We start from the raw sequence: 22,349 nt of genomic DNA, 5'->3' as shown, positions 1-22,349 counted from the left end.
AGTATTATGAAGTCTCTTCTTCTGGTGTCACTAACCTATCTATTTCTATCTAATCATACTGATATGTTGGAAAATGCAAATCAAAAGCCTGTTTCATACCTTGCGCTGGGTGACTCTTATACTATTGGAGAGAGTGTGTCTGAGCGGGACAGGTGGCCAGTGTTGTTAGTTGAGAGGTTAAATGAAGCTGGAGCTGAATTTGCAACCCCTGAAATTATAGCTACCACAGGTTGGGCTACTGATGAATTGAAAGGAGCTATTAATAAGGCTAAGATTTCTGCTGAGTATGATATGGTTTCACTTCTAATTGGGGTGAATAATCAGTATAGGGGCTATGATATTGATGTCTATAGAAAGGAGTTCGAAGATTTACTCAAAACTGCTATACAGTTGGCGAAAGGAGGTGCAGGGGGTGTTTTTGTGGTTTCTATTCCTGATTATGGTTTCACGCCTTTTGGGGAAGAGAAGAGAGAAGAGATTTATAAAGGGATTAATGATTATAATGCCATCAATAGAGAAATTGCGATACAGTATGGTGTAGCGTATTTTAATATTACAGATATATCAAGAAGTAGTTTGGATGAATTAGTGGCGAGTGACGGGCTGCATCCCTCGGGGGTGCAATATAGGAAATGGGTTGAATTAATGCTTGAGTCCAGCTTTTTTGATAAGTATAAATAATGATAAACCATAGGGAAATGCCGTCTGCATTTCCCTTTAATGGTATTCAACCTAAACCCACTGGGTAATCTTAAATATTTTAACTAAGGGCAGCATTGTCAACAGCCGACATAAGATCTTGTCTGAACTGGAAGTTGATCTTTTCCCTTTTTAATAGCTTCGTTTCATTTTCCATTCCTTCTAATAGTCCTTTGAATCGTTCATCGTACAACGATAACTTTCCATTTCTTGTAAGTTCACCTCCATCATCAATACTTGACAATTGGTTGATGAATTCAACATTAGCTTCGAAATATTCTTGTGCTAATGCCTCCATTTTTAAGGTATGCGCTTCAATGCTCTCAATTAACTTGTTGTAACTTTGTGATTTGCAGTGACTTTTGCGATTCATAACTATCAGGTTTATGGATTAGGATTTCAATTTATTGTACTAATTTGATTTTAATTAAAATTAATAAAATATTTTAAGTCTATAGTATGTCATGTAAGTAAATTTTTGTAAATAAAATATTTTACATGGCACCTTTTCTAAAAACTTGATTATGATATTTTTATCATTTACTTAATGCTAATCTACTTATAACATGATTAAAAAGTCAAGTTGGTGTAGGAAAATATCTAGGGACTTGCGTATAAGATTTTGTGAAAATGTACAATTAAACTATAAATTCCCGTTTTTGACGGTGATTTAGACCTGATAATTTTTTACATCTTACATATTGAAGATGTAACATTCTGTCTAATATTTACTTTTTAATAAAATTAAGCAGTCTTAGAAGATCGAAGGCTTTCTATTATTACAGTAGTTAAAATTAATGAACCACCTATAATGGTTTTGCTTTCAGGTATTTCATTAAGAAATATGACGCCCAATATGATTCCGAATATAGGTTGGCATGCACTGATGAGGCTGGCAGTACTTACCGAAAAGTTTTTAAAGCTTAGTACAAAAAGGGTGTGCCCTGCCGCGGTAGTGATTAATGATAGGGCCAGTAGTTCTGGCCATTCTGTGCCAATTGGTGAAATGGGATATAAAAACAAAACAGGAAAACCTACTATAGTAAGAATGAACAACTGATAAAACATTAGGCTTGAACCAGAATACCGAGTCACTTTTTTCTTTAACAATATATTTCTTAAAGTGTAAAACAGTGAGGATATTAAGCCGCAAGTAATTCCTAATGTAGTGTCATTCTCTAAGCTGAATTCCGGGGCAAGAATAAATATACCTGATAAAATTATCAAGGCTAACCATAGGTGGACCTGTTGAAATTTAGTTTTGAGTATTAAGGGTTCTAAAAATGCTGTAAATACAGGGTAGGTAAAGAGTGATAGCATGCCTATGGCTACTGAAGATAATTTTAGGGCAAAAAAGTAAGTAACCCAATGGGTTCCCAGTAAAATGGCTCCTAATATAAAGGAGATGCCATCGTGTGGCCAGTTTACTCTCAGGTTAACTTTGTTGATTTTGCAAAATGCTAGTAAGAATAATGATCCTAATACGCAGCGACTCCATATGGTGAGAGGTGGAGGCATGTCAATTAATCTGCCTAGCGGTCCTGACGTACTCATTAGTAGTAGGGCGGCATTTAGCTGGATTAAATTTTTAGCGTAAGATTTCGTCATTTATCTAGGGTAAGCTTATCTATAAATATAAAATTCCCAAATCAGATTTTAAAATTAATTGCCAAATTCTCCTAATGGGCTGTAGGTCTGTGATTTAATGGTTTTTTTATAAAATCTTTGACCTAGCTCAAGTTAAATTATAGGGATTGGTTAAATGTGTTTTTTCGTTATTATTCAATAAAAAATTCTGCGAATTATTGTTTTTTCAGATTATCAAATGCTAATTTAAGGTTCTTAAAAAATAAACATTGGCTTTTACTGTTGTCGTGCTAATGTTTTGTTTCCAAGTGTTTAATTGTATTCTACTGTGCTGTAATAGTGGGTTGTAAACCCAATAAGTCAGCTATTTCCATATAATTAAAACCGTTAACCTTTTAAAACCTAATCTTATGAAAGTCAAAAGAACGATATGTTCTATACCTTGGTCTCACCAATTAATGAGGCGGCTCCTTGCCTCTGGGGTGATTCTTGGTGTTGGGGTGGCTTCCCTTCCAGCTAAGGCTGGCATGCTGCCGGTTAAGCCCATTGTGTTATCGGAGACTTACTCTGATCAGATAACCGTATCGGGTGTTATAAAAGATGAAAATGGCCAAGGCATACCTGGGGTTAGTATTTTAATCAAAGGTACTTCGTCAGGTACTATTAGTGATGCCACGGGTGGGTATTCTCTCAATGTGCCCGAAGATGCTACTTTGATTTTTAGTTTTGTAGGATACGTTACAGAAGAAGTGGCGGTTAATGGTCGAGCTGCTATTGATATTAGCCTTACTCCTGATATTCAGCAGTTAGATGAAATAGTGGTGACAGCATTGGGTATTAATAGAGAAGAAAAGTCCTTGACTTATTCTGCTGAAGAAATAGGTGGTGATGAGTTGACTTCTGTCAAAGATGTGAATTTCATGAATTCGCTATCGGGTAAGGCAGCCGGTGTTTTTATTAATAAAAGTGCTTCAGGAGCCGGAGGCTCTACGCGTGTAGTACTTAGAGGTAATAGCTCTACTCGAAATAATAACGTGCTTTATGTGATTGATGGGGTGCCTATGTTGGATTTTTCTCCTTCACAGCCTTCTAACGTGTGGGGGGAAGCAGGTGGTGTTACTTCTGCTGGGCGTGATGGTGGTGATGGTATTTCTAATATCAATCCAGAAGATATAGAAAGTATGAGTGTCCTTAAGGGAGCTTCAGCTGCAGCATTATACGGTAGTCAGGCTGCTAATGGTGTTATTTTAATTACTACAAAAAAAGGGAAGGCAGGGCAGACCAAGGTAAACTACTCTAGCAGTTTTACTGTAGAGAGTATTTTAAAATACCCCGATATGCAGTATAGTTATGGCCAAACCTCTGATGGAGCTTTAGATAGCTGGGGTGATAAATTAGCAACTGCTGCTCCTGATCATGTGGATGAGTTTTTTCAGAATGGGAAAACATGGATTAACGCAGTGTCTGTTTCTGGTGGTAGCGAAAATTTGCAAAACTACTTTTCGTACGCTAATACTCATGCTAGTGGTATAATGCCAACTAACAGTTTGGATAAGCACAATTTTACATTCCGAGAATCAGCCAAGGTATTTGATGTAGTAGACTTAAATGCATCTATAAATTTCATTAATCAGTCAGCGAATAACCGACCGGCCACAGGTATCTATTTCAATCCTCTATCAGGGTTATATATGTTTCCTCGAGGTTTGGATTTTAACGATTATGCCCAAAACTTTGAAGTGTATAGCCCAGATCGGAATGCTTATTTACAAAATTGGGTGTCTGATATATCTACTCAACAAAACCCTTATTGGATTTTACATAGAAACCCTACGGAAGATACTCGTAATAGGCTTATTTCTAATGTGTCTGCCAGTTTAAAAATCAATGACTTCTTGACCTTAAAGGCGAGAGGTAATGTAGATAAATCATATGATAAATATGAAATGAAAGCTTATGCAAGTACACAAGGTGCATTGGCAGATGCAAATGGCCGTTACTCACTACAAAAAATAGAGGCGACTCAGCTGTATGGAGATGTGATCTTGTCATTCAATAAAACTTTTAATGATTTTAGTGTGGGCGCGAACGCTGGGGCTATTATTCAAGATAAGAAGTTTAATACAGAAAGTATTGATACTAAGGGGTCTGGGAAAGGGCTAAAATATGCAAATGTGTTTAGTTTGCAGAATATAGATCAAGGTTCTGTTAATATGTCTACAATAGATGCTGATCAGCAGTTACAGTCAGTGTTGGGAAGTGTTAACTTAGGTTATAAAGGCATGCTTTACTTAGATGCTTCAGCCAGAAACGATTGGTCATCAACTTTATCATATACTGATAATGAATCGTTTTTCTATCCATCAGTTGGGGTTTCGGGAGTTATTACCGAGATGGTAGATATTGCCCCTGTTAACTTTTTGAAATTAAGAGCCTCTATGGCCAAAGTGGGTAACGCGGTAAATCCTTATGATACTCATTCTGCACATGAGCTAACAGTGCAAGGTTTAAATGCATTGCCTGGTGTAATTGCCGCTCCGGGAGAAACCATTAAGCCGGAAAAAAATACATCATACGAGATTGGTATGGATATGCAGTTGCTTCAAAGCAGATTAAACTTTGATGTAACTTATTATAATAGCCAAACCGAGAATCAAAGAATTTCTATAAGAGCACCTTTCCATTTACTGGGCGAGTATTTTGTAATCAATGCTGGAGATATTAGAAATAAAGGTATTGAGGCCATGATGGAGGTGATACCTATCGAAAATGATGAACTTACATGGTCTGCTACTTTCAACTTTACGCATAATAAAAATGAGGTGGTGAAATTATCTGATAAGTTAGATAATGGCCAGTTTTTATTGACTGAGGCCGGGGTTAATAGTTATGCTATGGCTATTACAGAAGGATCTTCTTTTGGTGATATTTTGGGTAAAAAGTTTGCCAGAGATGATCAAGGTAGAATACTTCTGGGTGAAGATGGTAAGCCAATGGATGCTGGTTTTGGTACTGTTGGTAATCCTAGTCCTAAATTTATGTTGAGTTTTAGTAACACGGTTACTTATAAGGATTTGTCGCTCAGGTTTTTAATTGATGGAAGATTTGGCGGAGAGGTAATGTCTATTACGCAAGCGATGTTAGATGAAAAAGGGGTTAGTGAAGCTACGGCAGATGCAAGAGATAATGGCGGTTTAGCCATTAATGCAGTGTCAGCTGATGGTGCTCCCGTAACTAGTATCGATCCTGAAACATTCTATAGAGCAGTAGGTGGTAGAGCCGGAATCTCTGAATACTATGTTTATGATGCTACCAATGTGAGATTGCGAGAGGTTTCTTTGTCATATAACCTGCCTAAAAGTATAGTAAGTAAAATCAATCCTATTAAAAGCGCTAAACTTTCTTTGATAGCGCGAAACCTATTCTTCTTTAGTATTGATGCTCCGTTTGACCCTGATTTATCAATGTCTACAGGCACAGGTTTGCAGGGGGTAGATGTGTTTAATTTGCCTTCAACGAGAAGCGTTGGTTTTAATCTTTCCTTATCACTTTAATTATTCTGTCTAATGCTAAAAAATTCTAAAATGAAACACATTAATTCATTACTGAAAAAAGGCTTTGTGGTAGGGATAGTTGCAGCATTTCCTGCCTTTCAAAGTTGTACTGATAATTTTGAAAGTATAAATAGTGATCCTAATAATATCTATGATGAAGATTTATTAATAGATAATAATCATGTGGGGTCTCAGGTGAAGTTAGCGCTTCAAAATATATATGCCTATAGTCCTGTTCCTGATGTGCAGCTGCAGCAAAATTTAATCGGAGATATATTTTCTGGTTATATGATGTCGCCCACTCCATTTGCAGGAAATGCCAATAATATGACATACAACCTTGTAGATGGTTGGAATCAATACCCATGGCAAATTGCTTATAATAAGGTGATGGCTCCTTTGTATCAAATGGAGTTAAATGCCGAAGATGGCTATCCTGATTTTAAAGCGTGGGCCAAAATTATACGTGTGGAGGCGATGCACAGGGTGAGTGATATTTATGGACCAGTTATTTATTCGCAGTTTGGCTCTGGAGATGTTGGGGTATATGATTGCCAGCAAGATGTATATAGCTTGTTTTTTGAAGATTTAGAAGAAGCCATTAATACGCTCACTGATCTTGAAGCACAGGGTGAAACGGCTAATTGGTCAAACTTTGATATGGTATATGGAGGCGATGTGGCTTCTTGGATTCGCTTTGCTAATTCGCTAAGGTTGAGGTTGGCTATACGGGTTTCTGATGTGGATCCTGATTTAGCAAAAACTCAAGCAGAAGCTGCAATGAGCCATGAATATGGGGTTATATCTACTAATATGGGTAATTTCATGGTGGCTAGTGAATCTAACTTTACTCATCCATTAAATGTCATTAATAATGATTGGAATGATATAAGGATGAGTGCCCCTATGGAGTCTTATCTAGTGGGGTATGAAGACCCTAGGCTTCCTCAGTATTTTCAAAAGTCTGTTAAGAGTGGAGGAAGTGCTTACAATGGTATTAGGCAAGGTATTGCTATTGCGGCCAAAGCTGATTATGAAGGTTTTTCTAAGTTAGCCATATTAGACAGAATTCAGTTAATGACTGCAGCTGAGGTTTATTTACTAAGAGCTGAGGGGGCGTTGAGGGGGTGGAATATGCAAGGAACAGCGCAAGAGTTGTATGAGGAGGGGATCTCGCTGTCACTAGAGCAGCATAATGTAGGTGATGCTTACGCTGATTATATTGCTGATGATTCTTCAACGCCAAAGGACTATATTGATCCGGTAAATGAAGCTAATAATGTAGATGCTCCATCAGATATAACCATTAAATGGGATGATGCTGCCAGCTTTGACACTAAGTTAGAAAAAATAATTACTCAAAAGTGGATAGCTATGTTTCCGGAAGGAGAAGAGGCTTGGGCCGAATTTAGAAGAACGGGATATCCTAAGCTATTTCCTGTGATGGTAAATAATAGCGGAGGTACTATTAAAACAGATGAGTTTGTTAAAAGAATTAATTTTTCTACTGCCGAATTCTCCCTTAATGAGCAGGGGGTAAGTGCAGCGGAAAGTTGTCCTGAAATAGGCGGTGCAGCCAATGATAATGGAGGTACAGCCCTTTGGTGGGATATTGACTAAATCAACCTATTCTTACCTATTTAAACCGCCTCAGTGATGAGGCGGTTTTTTTGTTTATATAGCTTCAGTTCAAGTGAGGATTTCTGCATGAATAAAGATGTGCTATTGTATATTTGTTTGATGCATATAAATGCACAATTAAATTGAAGTAAGAGATATTAAAATATGGCTATAGAGCAAAATATATTAGTTACGGTAGATGCCCTAGTATTTACCAAAGGAGGGAAAATACTTTTAATAAAAAGAAAAAATGATCCTTTTAGAGGGCAATGGGCGTTTCCGGGAGGTTTTGTTGAGGATGATGAAGATTTGGCCGATGCTGCTGTGCGAGAGCTGGAGGAAGAAACCGGACTTGTGTTGTCTGCTAGTGATATGATTCAAGTAGGAGCATATGGTAAGCCTGGAAGAGACCCTCGGAGTAGAACCTTATCAGTAGCATTTAAGATTACGATAGAGGACGAATTAGAGGTGCAAGGCGCAGATGATGCAGCAGAGGCTAAGTGGTTGCTGTTGTCAGATTTGCCGCAGTTAGCTTTTGATCATTCAGAGATATTAAAAGATGCATTGTGATGAAATGAAAAAGGCTCCATTTGGAGCCTTTTTTATATTTTTTCAATGTTAAATTATGCCACTTGAGCATCTAACTTTTGAGCAAGTACACCTTTAGGCACAGCTCCAATTTGCTTGTCTACAATTTCTCCTCCTTTGAATACTAATAAAGTAGGAATGCTTCTGATTCCAAATTTAGCAGAAACGTTAGGGTTTTCGTCCACATTAACTTTTCCTATCACCACTTTACCTTCATAATCTCCTGCTAATTCTTCTACTACAGGCCCGATCATTTTACAAGGTCCACACCATTCTGCCCAAAAGTCAACTAAAACTGGCTTATCGCCACCAATTATTTCTTCGAAGTTGGCGTCAGTGATTTCTATTGCTTTGCTCATTATTGTATATTTTAAACTTTTAAAATTCTGCTTTTATGATCTAACGCAAATATAAGAGAATTTGTTTCTGCCTCAGAAACAGCTATGATAATTATTATCAATGATATCATAGGCTTAGATTATAACAATTGTTTTGCTTTTCTGTTAAAGCCTAAAAACCCTACTTCTGTGAATCGAATCCCATTTTATATTAAATATACTATTTTTCTACTGGCGTTTTGTCTCAGTGTAGTTGTATTGGTGATGGGGCGAGATTTTCTCTATCCGGTTTGTTTGGCCATATTGTTTTCGTATCTGCTGTACCCTTTTGTTTACCTTTTAGAGTACAGGCTTAGGCTCAATAGGGTGGTCAGTATATTTATTGCTCTGGTGGTTAGTATAGGTGTTTTTGGAGTGGGTATTTTTTTATTGTATAAGCAGCTGGCCGTTTTTGTTGATGATTTTCCTGATCTTAAGGATCATGCAATTAAAAACCTTAATCATTTGCAGCTGCAAATAGATGCTATTACGGGCGGCTCATCTGAAACTCAAAAATGGTGGTTGAAGAAGAAAATCGTAAAGCTTATAGATAATAGCGGTAGTGTAGTGAATATCGTATTTAATGCTACCACTGGCACGGTGGTTAAAATGGGACTTCAGCCGGTATTTATATTCTTTATGTTATATTATCGTGAGCGCTTTGGTAAATTCATCGACTTGGTGGCAGATAAAAGACACAGGCAACGTGTGGAGTTAATACTTATAGAAGTTTCGGAGGTTACTAAAAAATACATCAGCGGAGTGTTTATAGTGGTCTTTATCTTGTGTTTTTTAAACAGTATCGGTTTAATGATAATCGGTGTTGAGTATGCTATTATGTTTGGGATTCTATCAGCGCTAATGAACTTTATCCCTTATTTTGGCACATTAATAGGTGCCGCTATTCCTCTTGCTTATACATTGGTTTCTGTGCATCCTGAAAATGCGCTAGGAGTGATAATCTTATTTGTGATTATTCAATTTTTAGAAAATAATATACTTACTCCAAGTATTACTGGGGGTAGAGTAGCTATTAATCCACTATTCACCATTTTAATTATTATAGCTGGAGGCATGGTGTGGGGGATCCCCGGAATGTTTATGAGTGTGCCATTTTTAGGAGTGATTAAGGTTATTTGCTTGCATTATGAGCCTTTAAAGCCCTTGGCCTTTATTATGGGTAAAAACAAAGGGAAAACATTAGTGGGCAGGTTGAGTCTTAAAAAATGGCTAAAGCATAATTAGATTACTTCAAATACTTGTATGGTAGCGGAGTGAAGTCCGTTTCGTTAGTCCAGTAGATGTTGATGATCCACCAGCGCCTTTCATCATTCAGTAGCTGAATACTATTGATTCCTCGCATGCTTGGCTGTTCATCGGCAGGGTTTTCTCTTGACTCATAAGTGCTGAAAACATGCGTGACACTGCCAAATTTTTCAGATATCCTATGCACTTCTTTTTCGTGAAAACTGTGCTCTTCTAGCCATTTGCCTGATGATGTAATGTATTCTGAAGGAGTTAAGTATTTGCAGCTGATATTGCCTTCGTGGTTTCGGCCAGCAGGAATAAGTTTCGCTTCTGGGTGAAAAAGAAATTGAAATAACTCCCAGTCTATAGGGGTATTGGCATCACCTGAGATGGTGTCATACAAAGCGTTAATAATAGCGTCTAGCGAAGATACTAAAGGTTCATATTTCTTCTTCATGTTATAAAAGCATATTTGGTTCTCTGTGAGCTTGAAGTAGCGTTCGGCATCAGAGAGTGTTAAAGTATTGGAAAGATATAGGGAAACCCTCTAATTATTTTCCAATACTTTAATATATGCTTTTAAAGTAACACTTTGCACTTCACGTCAGGTAATTGATTAATTTGCTTAATCATGGCATTACTTGGGTTGATTTTGTATTTTCTAGACATCAACTCTACTGCTATGTTTTCTTCGTCATCAACCAAGTTGATGTGGAAGGCGCATTCTCCTTGATTCTCTGAGCAAATAGTTTCTATTTCATCAATCATAGCTGCATTGACCAGTCGCATGTTCAGGTTGATTAATACACCTTTTGTTTTCTTGTCCCTTAAATCATTAAGAAGTTCCATACTTCTTATTTTAAGTTCAAGTTCTTTGTTTCCCCACTTGCGTTCCATCACATTGCCTTGGATGTAAAGAAACCACCCAGCCATTAAGTACTCCTTAAACCTGATGTAGTCATCGCCAAATAGGAAGAAGGTAAAGTTGCCGTTGTAATCTTCCATGGTGAGGGTGCCAAAAGGTTTTCCTCCTTTAGTGGTTCTGTGAGCAAATGATGAAACTATACCAGCTACTCTTACTTCTTTGTTTTGTAGTGGCTGTAGATCATTCAGTTGATTAAGTTCTGCATTACAGAAATTCTCAATTTCAAACGAAAAATCATCCAGAGGGTGGCCGGAAATATAGAGACCAACAACCTCACGTTCGATGTTTAACTTCTCAATTTCACCAAAGGGTTCCATGTTAGGGATCTTTGGTTTTGGTGTGGCCACGCCAGAATCTCCGCCAAATAAGCTAGCTTGAGAGCTCTCGGCCTCTTGCTGCATTTTGTTGGCATATTTAATTACCTTTTCTATTAAGGTTTGTTCATTTTCAGGGGCTTGTAAGTATTGTCTTCTGTGAAATTCACTGAAGCAGTCGAAGGCGCCTGACATGGCCAAGCATTCAAACGTCTTCTTATTTACAGTTCTTAAGTTAACTCTCTCTGCAAATTCAAAGACATCTTTAAATGGTCCGTTGGCTTCCCTTTCTTGTATGATGGATTCTACTGCAGCTTCACCACTTCCTTTTATCGCTCCAAGTCCGAAACGAATTTCACCTTCATCATTTACTGCGAAGTTTACTGCTGATTCGTTAACATGAGGGCCAAGTACCTTAATGCCTAAACTGCGACACTCCTCCATAAAGAAGGTTACTTTTTCAATGTTACTTTGGTTGTGGGTAAGTACCGCAGCCATATATTCAGCTGGGTAGTGCGCTTTAAGGTAAGCTGTCTGATAAGCAACTAATGAGTAACACGTAGAGTGTGATTTGTTGAAGGCGTAGGCTGCAAATGCTTCCCAGTCTTTCCAAACCTTTTCTAATACCTTAGGGTCATGACCACGTTCTTTACCTCCTTCTACAAATTTTGGCTTTAACTTTTCTAGTAAGGCAAAGATTTTCTTACCCATTGCCTTACGCAAAACGTCCGCGTCACCCTTAGAAAAACCAGCAAGCGTTTGGCTTAGAAGCATTACCTGCTCCTGGTAAACTGTAATTCCGTAGGTCTCTGCAAGGTACTCAGACATGTCTTCTATATCATAAGTAATTTCCTCATCTCCGTGCTTTCTCGCAATAAAGTTAGGTATGTATTCCATCGGCCCTGGTCTATACAAGGCGTTCATGGCAATTAAATCTTCAAACTTATCGGGCTTTAACGCTCTAAGGTGTTTCTGCATACCTGGAGACTCAAACTGGAATGTACCGTTGGTTTCTCCTCTTTGGTAAAGTTGGTATGTTTTTTCATCTTCAAGGGAAATGGTATCTATGTCTATTTCTACACCGTGCCGTTTTTTTACATTAGCAATAGCTGACTTAATAATGGTTAGGGTTTTTAGTCCCAAGAAGTCCATTTTCAGCATGCCTGCATTTTCTACTACACTGTTGTCAAACTGTGTGATAAGCATAGGAGAGTCCTTTGCTGTAGAAACAGGAATGAATTTGGTAAGATCATCGGGCGTGATAATAACACCACAAGCGTGTGTACCGGTACTTCTTACCGAGCCTTCCAGGATTTTAGCCTGATTTAATACTTTAGCTTTTAAATCTTTACCGTTTCTAATTTCCTCAAGCTCTTTTACTTCTTTAAACGCTTTGTCGAGAGATGTACCAGGCTTCTCAGGTATCAGCTTTGCCAGATCATTGGCTTCTGCTAGTGATAACTCCATAACTCGAGCAGCATCTCTAATAGAAGATTTTGCAGCCATGGTACCATAGGTGATAATTTGTGCTACCTGGTTTCGGCCATATTTATCTATTACATACTGAATTACCCTTTCACGGCCTTCATCATCAAAGTCAATATCAATATCGGGAAGTGATACCCTGTCAGGATTAAGAAATCTCTCAAAAAGTAAATCGTAAGCAATAGGATCTACATTGGTAATACCAATGCAATATGCTACAGCTGATCCGGCTGCCGAACCACGGCCCGGGCCAACGGATACACCTATTTCTCTGGCCTTACTCGTAAAATCTTGTACAATTAGGAAATAACCAGGATACCCTGTATTCTCAATGGTCTGAAGTTCGAAGTCTAGTCTTTCTCGAATTTCATCCGTTATTTCTTCATATCTTTTATTTGCACCTTCATAAGTAAGGTGTCTTAAAAATGCATTTTCTCCTCTTTTTCCTCCATCTTTTTCATCGTCAGGGTGTTTAAATTGCTCTGGAATGTCGAAGGCGGGAAGCAATACATCTCGGTCTAATTTAAAGGCCTCTACCTTATCTATAAGTTCGGTGAGGTTTTCAATGGCTTCAGGTATATCACTGAAGATGATTTTCATCTCTTCTTGCGACTTGAAGTAATATTGGTCATTAGGGAAGCCAAATCTATATCCTCTACCTCTTCCAATAGGAGTAGATTTCATCTCACCCTCTTTTACACAAAGTAATACGTCATGTGCTTCAGAGTCTTTCTGATTGATGTAGTAAACATCATTAGCTGCTATTACTTTTACCTTGTATTTGCGGGCAAAATCTATTAGTACTTCATTTACGCGGTTTTCTTCTTCTAAGCCTTGTCCAGCGCGCTCTCCGTGTCTGAGGAGTTCTACATAAAAATCATCCTTAAATATTTCTAAGTACCATTGAAATGCTTCTTCGGCTTGGTGTTCACCTACGTTAAGTATTAATGAGGGTATTTCACAGTTCAGGCCTCCTGTTATGGCAATTACATCTCCAGAGTATTCTTTGATTAATGCTTTATCTATACGAGGATAAATACCATAAAGCCCTTCCATATAAGCTAAGGAACTTAATTTGGCCAGGTTGTGGTATCCTTTTTTGTTTTTTGCAATTAAGACCTGATTGAATCTTTTATCAGGACTATCTTTAGTGAACTTGAGCTTTAAACGCTCTTCAGCTACGTAAAATTCACACCCAATTATAGGTTTGATATCATTGGCCAATGCTTCGCGAACGAATTTAAATGCACCGAACATATTACCTAAATCGGTAAGGGCAACAGCAGGCATATTATGCTCTTTTGCTTTGCTTATTAGCCCTTTTATGTCAGGTACTGCCTGTAAAACTGAAAATTGTGTATGAACATGCATGTGCACAAAAGGCTTGTCTATCTTTTGGGCGGCAGCTTTGTCACCTCCATAGGTGATGACTTTTTTCTTATCCGTTTTTGCGAAGTTGGCCTCATCTAGTTTTGGGGGCTCGTATATAACTTCTTCTAACGGGATGTCATTCAATGTAGGAACTACATTTTCTTTGATTAGACCAAAGAAACATTTAGCAGTAGCATCTACGTCATATGCAGCATCGTGTGCCGCATCAAAACCAACACCAAATAACTTTTCGTGTAGTTCTATTAGTTTAGGAGACTTATATCGGCCTCCTATACCTCCTTGTAGCTGACAAAACTCTTTTGATACATCAGAGGTGTCTATCTTGTCTTTTCCTTGTAACTCTTCACCTTTTGGCAGCTGCTCGGTACGAGCGTATTCAGCTCCTACAATATTGTTATCAAACTCAATATTATGACCAACTACAATATCTGCTTGGTCCAGATCTTTTGTGAAAATCGCTAAGACCTCCTTTAGGTCCATTCCTTCTTCCAGAGCTCTTTTGGTAGATATACCGTGTATCTTTTCTGAGTTATATGGTATAGTAAATCCTTCAGGCTTAACTATATAATTATGATTAGATACTAGTTTACCTTTTGCATCATGGAGTTGCCAGGCTAGCTGAACTAGTCTTGGCCAGTTTTCTGAATCCGTAATCGGAGCGGAATAACTATGCGGTAATCCAGTGGTTTCTGTATCAAAAATTATATACATAGATAGGGCAGTAGAGTTATTGTGGTTTAAAAATGAAGTTAGGATTACAAAAGTAAATCAAAACAAATAAAAATCAGGGAATACTTTGCTCAACTTTGTTCATACTTATATACTTGATAGATAATAAATAAAATTTACAGCATGGTAAAATGGGGTATACTAGGAACAGGAAATATTGTAAAGAGATTCCTTCGTGACTTTAAATTTTCAGAGGGAGGGAAAGTTGTTGCGGTGGCATCTCGGTCTATGATGAAAGCCAAGGAAGTAGCTTCAGTTTTTTCTATCCCTGCAGCTTATGGTAGTTATGAAGATTTAATTGCTGATCCGGAAGTAGATGTGGTGTATGTGGGGACTCCGCATCATTTGCATTTGCAAAATGTGCGGGCATGTATGGAGGGTGGAAAGCACGTTATGTGTGAAAAGCCTCTTTCTATTAATACTGCCATGGTGCGCGATATGTTTGATGCAGGTAAATTCAATAATAAATTTTTGATGGAGGCTATGTGGACCTATTTTCTTCCTCCTATTCATCAAGCAAAAAAATGGATTGATGATGGTGAGATAGGTGAGGTTCAATTAGTAAAAGCAGATTTCGGTTTTAAAAGTGAGTATGATGCTGGGCATAGGTTATTCGATTTAAATATGGGAGGAGGAGCTTTGTTGGATGTAGGGATTTATCCGATAGCTTTATCTCTTTTTATGGTAGAGTCGCCAGTCAAAAATATAATGGCTTCTGCGCAATTTGCACCTTCAGGGGCGGATGCAAGTACCTTCATTAATTTGGAATTTGAAAATGGAGTATTTGCTGATTTGTCGTGCTCGGTTTTGAATGAATTTAACCATACAGCTTATGTGTATGGATCAGAAGGGAGTATTGAGATTCCAATGTTCTGGGAAGCGCGCGAAGTTATATTGAAGAGAGAAGGAGAGGAAGATGTTTGTATTAAAGATGGAAGAGAAGCAGAGGGGTTTGTATATGAAATCAATGAAGTGAATAGGTGCATAGCGGGGCAGTGGATGGAGAGTGCTATTATGAGTAAGGAGCAAAGTGTGGAAATAATGCATGTGATGGATCGGGTGAGGGCTAAGATTAAGCTAAGATACCCTATGGAATAAAAAAAGGGAGGTGTATTCACCTCCCTTTAAACAATCAAGTATGGGAAAACTTTAATTAAAATCTATAGTTGAGAGTTAGGTTAAAAGTAGTACCTAACTGGCTAAAGTGAGATCCATCATAAGTCATTTGAGAATAACGACCGTTGAATGTGATCAAATTAAACTGAGTTTTTCTTTGCGCAGGATCTGCCAAGATAGCATCTCCTTCTGCATCTAGAGATACAAACTTCCATTCAGGAAGTACATTTAAGAAGTTGTTTACGTTAGCAGTGATGTTCAATCTGTCAGTAGCTTTGTAGTTTACGCTGAAGTCACTAACAATTTTACCTTCAAATTCAGTTTTTAAGTGCTCGCTAAGACCAGATTGGTAGAAAGTGGTTTTTCCGAAGTAAGTATTGTTGATTGAGAAATCAAATTTACCTATTTCGTAATCAGCTCCTAATATCCATTTTGTCTTAGGTCTTGAAGTAAAGAAAAGAGCTTCTTGAGTTCTGTCAATTACTTTTTGTCCAGCATTTTCAACCAAAGCAGGGTTTTTAATATCTCCATCTAAATCATTTTCTATGGTATAGTTACCAGAAAGGTTGATGCCTAAGTATCCTGAACCTAATGGGATGTTTCTGTAGCTTACTACCACATCAAGACCAGAAGTTTTGGTGTCAATAGCATTAGTGAAGAAGCTAACATTAGTTAAACCATTCTGAGCTAATACTTGATCTAATGGGTTGTTTGGATCACCTGTAGGAACAATTTCGTTACTTAATACAATTCTATCTTTAACTTGGATGTTGTAATAGTCAACAGTTAAGTTAAGGTTTTTGATAGGCTCTGCAGTAAGACCAATAGTGTAGTTGTTAGATGTTTCAGCATCTAATTGGTTTACGCCTAGTGCTCTAGCTTCTTTAGAAACGTTGTTTACTAAACCACCAACTTGTATTCCTTCACCAGCTACAAAGCTATATTGAGCTTTTTGAGTATAGATTTGGTGCAATGTAGGGGCTCTGAAACCAGTAGAGGCAGAACCTCTTACCGTAAGATTGTCACCCAAGATTTTATATCTAGAGCTAACTTTCCAAACGAAAGCATTTCCAAAGTCGCTGTAGTTTTCTACACGAGCAGTACCATTAACTAAGAAGTCAGGAGTGATGTCGTAAGCTAAATCAACATAACCACCGAAGTTGTAACGGTTAAATTTACCAGAGTTTTGAGGAGTGTTTCCTGCAAAAGAATCAGAACCACCACCATCGTAAGAAGCTAATTCACCTTCTATTACTTCGAAAGTTTCAGATCTGAACTCAGAACCGAAAGCAAGTCCGATTTTATCTGTTAAAGGTCTAGAAATATCGATGTTACCTACTACGTGTGAGAATTTTGTGCCTCCTGGATCGAATGATATTTGGCTGTTTTCTCTGTATAACTCAACTCCTGGAATAATGTCATTCATGTCTACAACATTGTCTCCATTAATGTCATTTCCTGTGAAAATTGGAGCTGAATATACATTGTTTCCATTATGAGAATTACTTACCATGTATGTTTGCTTGTTGCCACCTACAGTTAAGCTTGCGTCTGCAATCCAACCATTTTTCTTCGTTTTGAAGCCTAAAGTACCGTTGTAGTCATTTAAGTCTCCATCAAAAGTAGGTCTGTATCCAACATATTCGCCATTGGCACCGTTAGGGTAAAAGTTTTGTAGATATGGGAATGTGCTTTTTCCTGACCAAGCAGGAGCGTCTAAAGGCTTCCAATAGGGAGTTCTGTAGTTTGCAAAGCTGTTTACCTTTTTGTAAACATAGGCACCATTAAAATAAATGCTTGTTTGCTCTGTTAAGTCTTTTCCTCCGTTTACTAAGAATTTGGCAGCAGTAGTTTCAGGTGAACCATTGATGTTGCCTGCGTCAGGGTATGCGTTTAAGAAATCTTCAACTTTTTGTCTCTCGCTGGCATTATAAGCGTCAACTTGTGCAGCTGTAACACTTGGGTCGTTCTTTTGAGCTGTTTCTAGATCAACGCGTGCGAAGTCATTGAAATCTCCTTCAGCATCTACAGTACCCGGTCTGTTGGCTAAGTTTTTCTTAGAAAGGTCAATAGTGTAATTGATGAAGCCATCTTCACCTAATTTACTTCCATTGTTAAGGGCGAGGCCGATGTTTTCACCATCACCTTCAGAAGTAATTCCTGTTCTTAAAGTAACAGACCCTACTTCAGCATCATCTTTAAGAATGATGTTCATTACACCTGCAATGGCATCAGAACCATATTGTGCAGAGGCACCATCTCTCAAAATTTCAACTCTCTTAATAGCGGCTGTAGGTATAGCAGAGATATCTGCACCTGTTTCACCTCTACCAGGAGATGTTTGAGTATAAAGTAATGAACTTAAGTTTTTTCTCTTTCCGTTGATAAGGATTAATGTACGGCTAGGTCCCATATTTCTGATTTCGTAAGGATCTAGTAAAGAGGTAGCATCATTTACAGGAGTCTGTACTGTGTTAAAAGAAGGAACTCTGTACTGCAATGCCTTGTCAAATGTAGGCTGACCTGTTGCAACTAAATCATCAGCAGCAAGCATGTCTATAGGAAGTGGAGTGTCAGTAGATGATCTTCCTGCATTTCTAGATCCGACTACTACAATGTTTTCTAGCTGAGCCACATCAGGGGCCATAGCTACTGAAATGGTTGATTGTCCGGCAACAGCTACTTCTTGAGTTTTGTATCCAACATAACTGAAGACTAAAGTAGCACCTTCAGCTACATCTAAAACTAGCTTACCTGATAAGTCAGTAGTACCACCAGTGCTAGTACCTTTTATCATAACGTTAACTCCCGGTAAAGCAGCTCCATTATCATCAGTAACACTAATGGTTACGCTTTTTTGAGCTATTTCAACTTCTATAACCTCTTCAGCTGCTTTTAAAGCAGATTTATTTACACTGATTACGTTATTTACTTGTTTGAATTTTAAATTAGCATTACTTGCTATATCAGTTAATATAACTGCAACAGAAGCATTGTCATATTTTTTAGATAACCTGCTGGCAGTGCTCATATTGGCTTCACTATAATGAAAAGTGAATTCCGTTTTAGCTTCTAATTGACTAAAAGCTTCTTTAACAGTAGCGTTAACAAGGTTAAGGTTTACATAAACCTCTTTTACACTTTGAACTGCAGCGCTTGCGCCAAAAGTGGGAGGTGCTGCCATGAAGTACAGCACGAGGCACCAGAGGGTTAGTCGCAAGGTCTTGGTTGTAGGTCTCTTCATACTTTAATGATTTAGTTTACTTGGTATAAATTAATTTTACTTGTTTTTCTTTGATTGAATATTTGAAGTTTAGAGCAAACGACATGCTTTTGAGCACCTGTTCCAGGCTTAAATTGTCGAACCTTCCTGTGAACTTTTTGTGCTCAATAGCTAAGTCATATGTAATTTTCACATTGTACCATCTTTCCAGTATGGGTATTATTTCTTGCATCGATTGGTTCTCGAAGTATAATATGCCATCTTTCCATAGGTAGTCGTTGTTATTCGAATTGGTTTCTTTTTTTATGGTTTGGTCTTCTGTATTTATTTTAAGAGCTTCTCCCGTTCCTAAATAATAATTCTCATTGCTTGCCTCTGTCTCTGGTGCTATTTTAATGCTACCCTTTGCTAATGATATTTTGTAATTGCTACCTCTGCTTACAATATTGAATTCAGTACCTAGTGCAGTAGTTTTATAGCCTTGTGCTAATACTATAAAAGGCTTACTGTCTTTAGCTACTTCAAAGTATGCTTCTCCAGTCAAAGTAATCAGCCGAGCAGAATCCGAGAATGGTTTCTGGTAGGTGATATTACTTTCTGAGTTTAAGTATACCTTAGAGCCATCGCTCAGTTTAATTACTGACTTCTCTCCTTTATGATTACTTTTTGTAATCATTGATTGCTCAATTTTTTTAATGCTTTGGGGTTTAGGTTTGGGTAAATAAAACCAAATGGAGGTGCAGGCTAATAGTAGAATGACGGCTGTGAGCCTCCAAAAGGTTTTATTAAAAAAGGTATTAGGTTGATTGTTTCTTAAGGTCTTATTTATGTCATTTAATATATCTGTATGGTTTTTAACTTCTTGTTCAGCATAAGGCCACTGGTCATCCATGATTTTATTTAGCATGGCTTCCCCTTGAGCACTTTTTAATATTTCAATGGCAATCTGAGCTTCCTCAGGGCTACAGTTGCCTGATAGGTATTTTTTTATGAGTTGGTGGTGCACTTATTGGGTATTATTAGGCTTACATATAAGCTATTACCATAGCTTATTTAATTTACTCATTGGGGAGTGAAAATTATTTTGTTTCTACTATAGCTTCCTTTACTTCTTTGGTAGCTCTGTAGAGTTGGTTTTCAACCGTACGGATAGAAATATTGAGTTTTTTGGCAATTTCTCGGTTGCTTAGCCCTTCATTTTTGCTTAGCATAAAAACTTGCTTTTGGCTGCTAGGCAAGTCTTCAATGTGAGAGTTAGCATGATGCATCAAGTCTTTAAAGATGATGTAGTCTTCGGTGTTTTGACAAACAAAAGCGGATGAATGGTGTGCTTGTTTTTTGTAATTATCTTCTAAAGCTAGGCGTCTAAGTTTTTTTAAAATAGTGCGTTTTGATATGGTAAGTATGTAAGCTTCAAATGGCTTATCGGGGCTTATTCGGTCTTTATTTTCCCAGATGGCAATAAATACTTCTTGTAATATGCATTGAGCATCGTCAATATTTAGCCCCATATATTTGGCAAGGCCAAATACTCTTTTATGATAAAGGTTAAATATTTGATTAAAAGCTGATTTACTGCCTTTAGTCAGCTTTTTAATTAGTTTTGGTTCACTATCGGTTTTCATTAGAGCCACTACAACGATGTAGGTTTAGGTTTAAGTTAATTTGATCCAAAGGATATTTCGTAAAAACTATATATTACTGATAGTTAGTTGAATAACCTTAAATTCTAAAATTTTACTAAAATCGAGTCTTATAGGTAAATTTTTGAACCTTTATGGATCTAAAAAACAGTTATAAGCATTAATTCATGATAGAAGCAAAGCCAATTTATGTAAATGCTTTATTTTAAGCAATGATGTAGGGGGTAAAAAATAATAATTTTGTAGAATATTATTTTTAAATCTTGTTAAAGTGCAGTATATAATATTGTTTTAAATAAAAAGAGGTGCCAAGGCACCTCTTTTTATTTATTTGAACAGTACTGTTCTATAGATAGTTGTATTGACTTTAGGAATGTTGGAACCCCACTTTCCGTTGATGAATGAAATCACTTCATTGGCCACGATGGCGTGGCCTCTCGGGTTAGGGTGAATGCCGTCAGTAGAAAATATTCCAGTTGGTGAAAAATCGGGTTGTAATACTACTCCTTCATAATCAAAACCTTTAATGCCATCACTGGCACTAATGGCTTCTGGAGTAAGTGCCAGTTGTGTAGCCAGCGTTTGTGATAGGCCTGCTGCATTAGCCAATAATGGTTGTATGTCGAACATCTCTACTCCTGGTGTTGCAGCAGCAATGCCATTGATAATAGCGCTGTAGGTGGCTCTTCCTGTCACTATATTTGCTTGCTCTGCTGATGTCAATACATACCTTTCATTCATAGCTGTACCTACCCCATAGACTGTATTCGGGTTTTCAGGGTCTGCCAATGTGCCAAGCAAAGATCCTGCACTAAGGAGGATTTTATCTGAAGCATTGGTTTGTCTAAGCTTAGGTAAATTAGGCACGGTGGTAAGTTCTGGGTCTTCTACCACAAAGCCGTTATTGCCTTCTTTGAAGTTGATAATTCTTTTATTGTACTCTTCTTCACTAATAAGTTGGGCGTTGTATGCTTGAAGTAATCCTCCATTATACTGTGCATAGCTAGAGTTGACATTTGTTGCCAACTCTGCTGTCATGGGAATGGGATTATAGCTTACGGCATTAAGATACGGCAATGTCAAAATAGGGGGTAAGTTAATAATTATGCCCTGTGCGCCAGTGCTTCTTAGCTTGGTTATAATGTTAGTGTAAAGAGATTGGAATGTTTGTGCGTCTAATTTATCTAAAGGAGCGTCTGATGTTCCTCCATCTAAAGCATAATTCAAAACATCATTGCTGCCTACCCACAAAATGAAAAACGTAGGCTTTACTGAAATGACGTCATTTAGTAGGGTACTTGTTCCTGGATCAGTAGCAAAACGTGCATAAAATGGATTTTGATATAAGCCCGCATTATCAGCAGTAGCCATATTTAAACCGGGTACACCAAAATTATTAAGTTGAGACTTGTCTCCGCTATAAGCGGTAATCTCATCTCCTGGTGTAGTTGGTTCAGGGCCTGGTATTGCAGTGTTCAGTATAAACTTTCCAAAAGTAGCAGTATTGTCACTGTTTAATGTGGTATTAAAACCATTAACAGCATCTATGTCTGGCTGATTAAAAGAGGTTGATAGTTCTGCTTTAACTATTTGTTGGCCTATAATGTTAGCAAAAGAACTGCTTTGGCCTTCAGTATACAGTGCTCCATCCATGAAGCCAGCCACCAATGAGTTTCCCATAGAAACGAAATTGGAGAAATCAGCTTCGCCACTCGTATAGGTAATTGATATGCTGTTTTCTTCTATTCTTTCTTCTATTAATTTATCTTCTTTGTCGCAGCTCCAGAGTAAAAGTGTGCTTAAGGAGAAGTATTTTATGTATATAGTATATTTTTTCATGGTATAGTTC

The 22,349-nt window shown here is 37.6% G+C and carries 15 protein-coding genes; 6 read left to right on the top strand and 9 right to left on the bottom strand.

Translation table 11 applies throughout. The annotated features are described in order from the left end of the window. The first annotated feature begins 6 nt into the window (after window positions 1–6). Window positions 7–681, top strand: coding sequence for an SGNH/GDSL hydrolase family protein (locus tag ACXACQ_RS23055; protein WP_474978365.1), 675 nt, complete (start codon window positions 7–9; stop codon window positions 679–681). 79 nt (window positions 682–760) lie between these two features. Here ACXACQ_RS23055 and ACXACQ_RS23050 read toward each other — a convergent pair whose 3' ends face one another. After that, on the bottom strand, window positions 761–1,072 hold the full coding sequence (locus ACXACQ_RS23050; protein WP_474978364.1) for a hypothetical protein: 312 nt from the start codon (window positions 1,070–1,072) through the stop codon (window positions 761–763). Between the two features lie 371 nt (window positions 1,073–1,443). Then, window positions 1,444–2,307: a DMT family transporter gene (locus ACXACQ_RS23045; RefSeq protein ID WP_474978363.1), complete on the bottom strand. Its 864-nt coding sequence runs from the start codon at window positions 2,305–2,307 to the stop codon at window positions 1,444–1,446. A gap of 389 nt (window positions 2,308–2,696) precedes the next feature. Between ACXACQ_RS23045 and ACXACQ_RS23040 the strand changes: the two genes are divergently transcribed. From ACXACQ_RS23040 to ACXACQ_RS23030, 3 genes are all read left to right on the top strand, one after another. Beyond that, complete coding sequence (locus tag ACXACQ_RS23040; protein WP_474978362.1) at window positions 2,697–5,840, top strand: SusC/RagA family TonB-linked outer membrane protein; 3,144 nt, start codon at window positions 2,697–2,699, stop codon at window positions 5,838–5,840. 30 nt (window positions 5,841–5,870) lie between these two features. Continuing rightward, window positions 5,871–7,460 carry a RagB/SusD family nutrient uptake outer membrane protein gene (locus ACXACQ_RS23035; protein ID WP_474978361.1) on the top strand — a complete coding sequence of 530 codons (1,590 nt, stop codon included), beginning with the start codon at window positions 5,871–5,873 and terminating at the stop codon, window positions 7,458–7,460. Between the two features lie 165 nt (window positions 7,461–7,625). Beyond that, complete coding sequence (locus ACXACQ_RS23030) at window positions 7,626–8,030, top strand: NUDIX domain-containing protein (protein WP_474978360.1); 405 nt, start codon at window positions 7,626–7,628, stop codon at window positions 8,028–8,030. A gap of 53 nt (window positions 8,031–8,083) precedes the next feature. Here the strand turns inward: ACXACQ_RS23030 and trxA are convergent, their stop codons facing one another. Next, window positions 8,084–8,407 (bottom strand): thioredoxin, encoded by a 324-nt coding sequence (gene trxA, locus ACXACQ_RS23025; protein ID WP_474978359.1) that lies wholly within the window; start codon window positions 8,405–8,407, stop codon window positions 8,084–8,086. 84 nt (window positions 8,408–8,491) lie between these two features. On the opposite strand from trxA, the gene ACXACQ_RS23020 reads away from it, so the two are divergent. Then, complete coding sequence (locus tag ACXACQ_RS23020; RefSeq protein ID WP_474978358.1) at window positions 8,492–9,670, top strand: AI-2E family transporter; 1,179 nt, start codon at window positions 8,492–8,494, stop codon at window positions 9,668–9,670. Window position 9,671: 1 nt separating this feature from the next. Here ACXACQ_RS23020 and ACXACQ_RS23015 read toward each other — a convergent pair whose 3' ends face one another. Together ACXACQ_RS23015 and dnaE are read right to left on the bottom strand one after the other, a co-directional pair. Further along, window positions 9,672–10,130, bottom strand: coding sequence for a hypothetical protein (locus ACXACQ_RS23015; RefSeq protein ID WP_474978357.1), 459 nt, complete (start codon window positions 10,128–10,130; stop codon window positions 9,672–9,674). 122 nt (window positions 10,131–10,252) lie between these two features. Further along, window positions 10,253–14,500, bottom strand: a complete 4,248-nt coding sequence (dnaE, locus tag ACXACQ_RS23010; RefSeq protein WP_474978356.1) for a DNA polymerase III subunit alpha — start codon at window positions 14,498–14,500, stop codon at window positions 10,253–10,255. 141 nt (window positions 14,501–14,641) lie between these two features. On the opposite strand from dnaE, the gene ACXACQ_RS23005 reads away from it, so the two are divergent. Beyond that, window positions 14,642–15,616 (top strand): Gfo/Idh/MocA family protein, encoded by a 975-nt coding sequence (locus ACXACQ_RS23005; RefSeq protein WP_474978355.1) that lies wholly within the window; start codon window positions 14,642–14,644, stop codon window positions 15,614–15,616. Between the two features lie 55 nt (window positions 15,617–15,671). Here ACXACQ_RS23005 and ACXACQ_RS23000 read toward each other — a convergent pair whose 3' ends face one another. The 4 genes from ACXACQ_RS23000 to ACXACQ_RS22985 all read right to left on the bottom strand — a co-directional run bounded on the left by ACXACQ_RS23000 (window position 15,672) and on the right by ACXACQ_RS22985 (window position 22,339). Next, window positions 15,672–18,878, bottom strand: coding sequence for a TonB-dependent receptor (locus ACXACQ_RS23000; protein WP_474978354.1), 3,207 nt, complete (start codon window positions 18,876–18,878; stop codon window positions 15,672–15,674). Window positions 18,879–18,894: 16 nt separating this feature from the next. Next, window positions 18,895–19,863, bottom strand: a complete 969-nt coding sequence (locus tag ACXACQ_RS22995; RefSeq protein WP_474978353.1) for a FecR family protein — start codon at window positions 19,861–19,863, stop codon at window positions 18,895–18,897. A 73-nt stretch (window positions 19,864–19,936) separates the two neighbouring features. Next, the gene (locus ACXACQ_RS22990) at window positions 19,937–20,482 is read right to left on the bottom strand and encodes an RNA polymerase sigma factor (protein ID WP_474978501.1); all 546 of its coding nucleotides are present in this window, start codon (window positions 20,480–20,482) and stop codon (window positions 19,937–19,939) included. 345 nt (window positions 20,483–20,827) lie between these two features. Then, complete coding sequence (locus ACXACQ_RS22985; RefSeq protein WP_474978352.1) at window positions 20,828–22,339, bottom strand: hypothetical protein; 1,512 nt, start codon at window positions 22,337–22,339, stop codon at window positions 20,828–20,830. Between the last annotated feature and the right edge of the window lie 10 nt (window positions 22,340–22,349).

The sequence above is a fragment of the Fulvivirga sp. AWR4_260 genome, assembly GCF_056158185.1.
The sequence above is the reverse complement of the archived record's forward strand: the minus strand, read 5'-3'. Positions and strand labels throughout refer to the sequence as shown.

Excerpts from the sequence above, each read along its gene's own strand:
- ACXACQ_RS23055 (WP_474978365.1), top strand. The coding sequence starts at position 7 with ATGAAGTCTCTTCTTCTGGTGTCACTAACCTATCTATTTCTATCTAAT.
- ACXACQ_RS23050 (WP_474978364.1), bottom strand. The coding sequence starts at position 1,072 with ATGAATCGCAAAAGTCACTGCAAATCACAAAGTTACAACAAGTTAATT.
- ACXACQ_RS23045 (WP_474978363.1), bottom strand. The coding sequence starts at position 2,307 with ATGACGAAATCTTACGCTAAAAATTTAATCCAGCTAAATGCCGCCCTA.
- ACXACQ_RS23040 (WP_474978362.1), top strand. The coding sequence starts at position 2,697 with ATGAAAGTCAAAAGAACGATATGTTCTATACCTTGGTCTCACCAATTA.
- ACXACQ_RS23035 (WP_474978361.1), top strand. The coding sequence starts at position 5,871 with ATGAAACACATTAATTCATTACTGAAAAAAGGCTTTGTGGTAGGGATA.
- ACXACQ_RS23030 (WP_474978360.1), top strand. The coding sequence starts at position 7,626 with ATGGCTATAGAGCAAAATATATTAGTTACGGTAGATGCCCTAGTATTT.
- trxA (WP_474978359.1), bottom strand. The coding sequence starts at position 8,407 with ATGAGCAAAGCAATAGAAATCACTGACGCCAACTTCGAAGAAATAATT.
- ACXACQ_RS23020 (WP_474978358.1), top strand. The coding sequence starts at position 8,492 with ATGATAATTATTATCAATGATATCATAGGCTTAGATTATAACAATTGT.
- ACXACQ_RS23015 (WP_474978357.1), bottom strand. The coding sequence starts at position 10,130 with ATGAAGAAGAAATATGAACCTTTAGTATCTTCGCTAGACGCTATTATT.
- dnaE (WP_474978356.1), bottom strand. The coding sequence starts at position 14,500 with ATGTATATAATTTTTGATACAGAAACCACTGGATTACCGCATAGTTAT.
- ACXACQ_RS23005 (WP_474978355.1), top strand. The coding sequence starts at position 14,642 with ATGGTAAAATGGGGTATACTAGGAACAGGAAATATTGTAAAGAGATTC.
- ACXACQ_RS23000 (WP_474978354.1), bottom strand. The coding sequence starts at position 18,878 with ATGAAGAGACCTACAACCAAGACCTTGCGACTAACCCTCTGGTGCCTC.
- ACXACQ_RS22990 (WP_474978501.1), bottom strand. The coding sequence starts at position 20,482 with ATGAAAACCGATAGTGAACCAAAACTAATTAAAAAGCTGACTAAAGGC.
- ACXACQ_RS22985 (WP_474978352.1), bottom strand. The coding sequence starts at position 22,339 with ATGAAAAAATATACTATATACATAAAATACTTCTCCTTAAGCACACTT.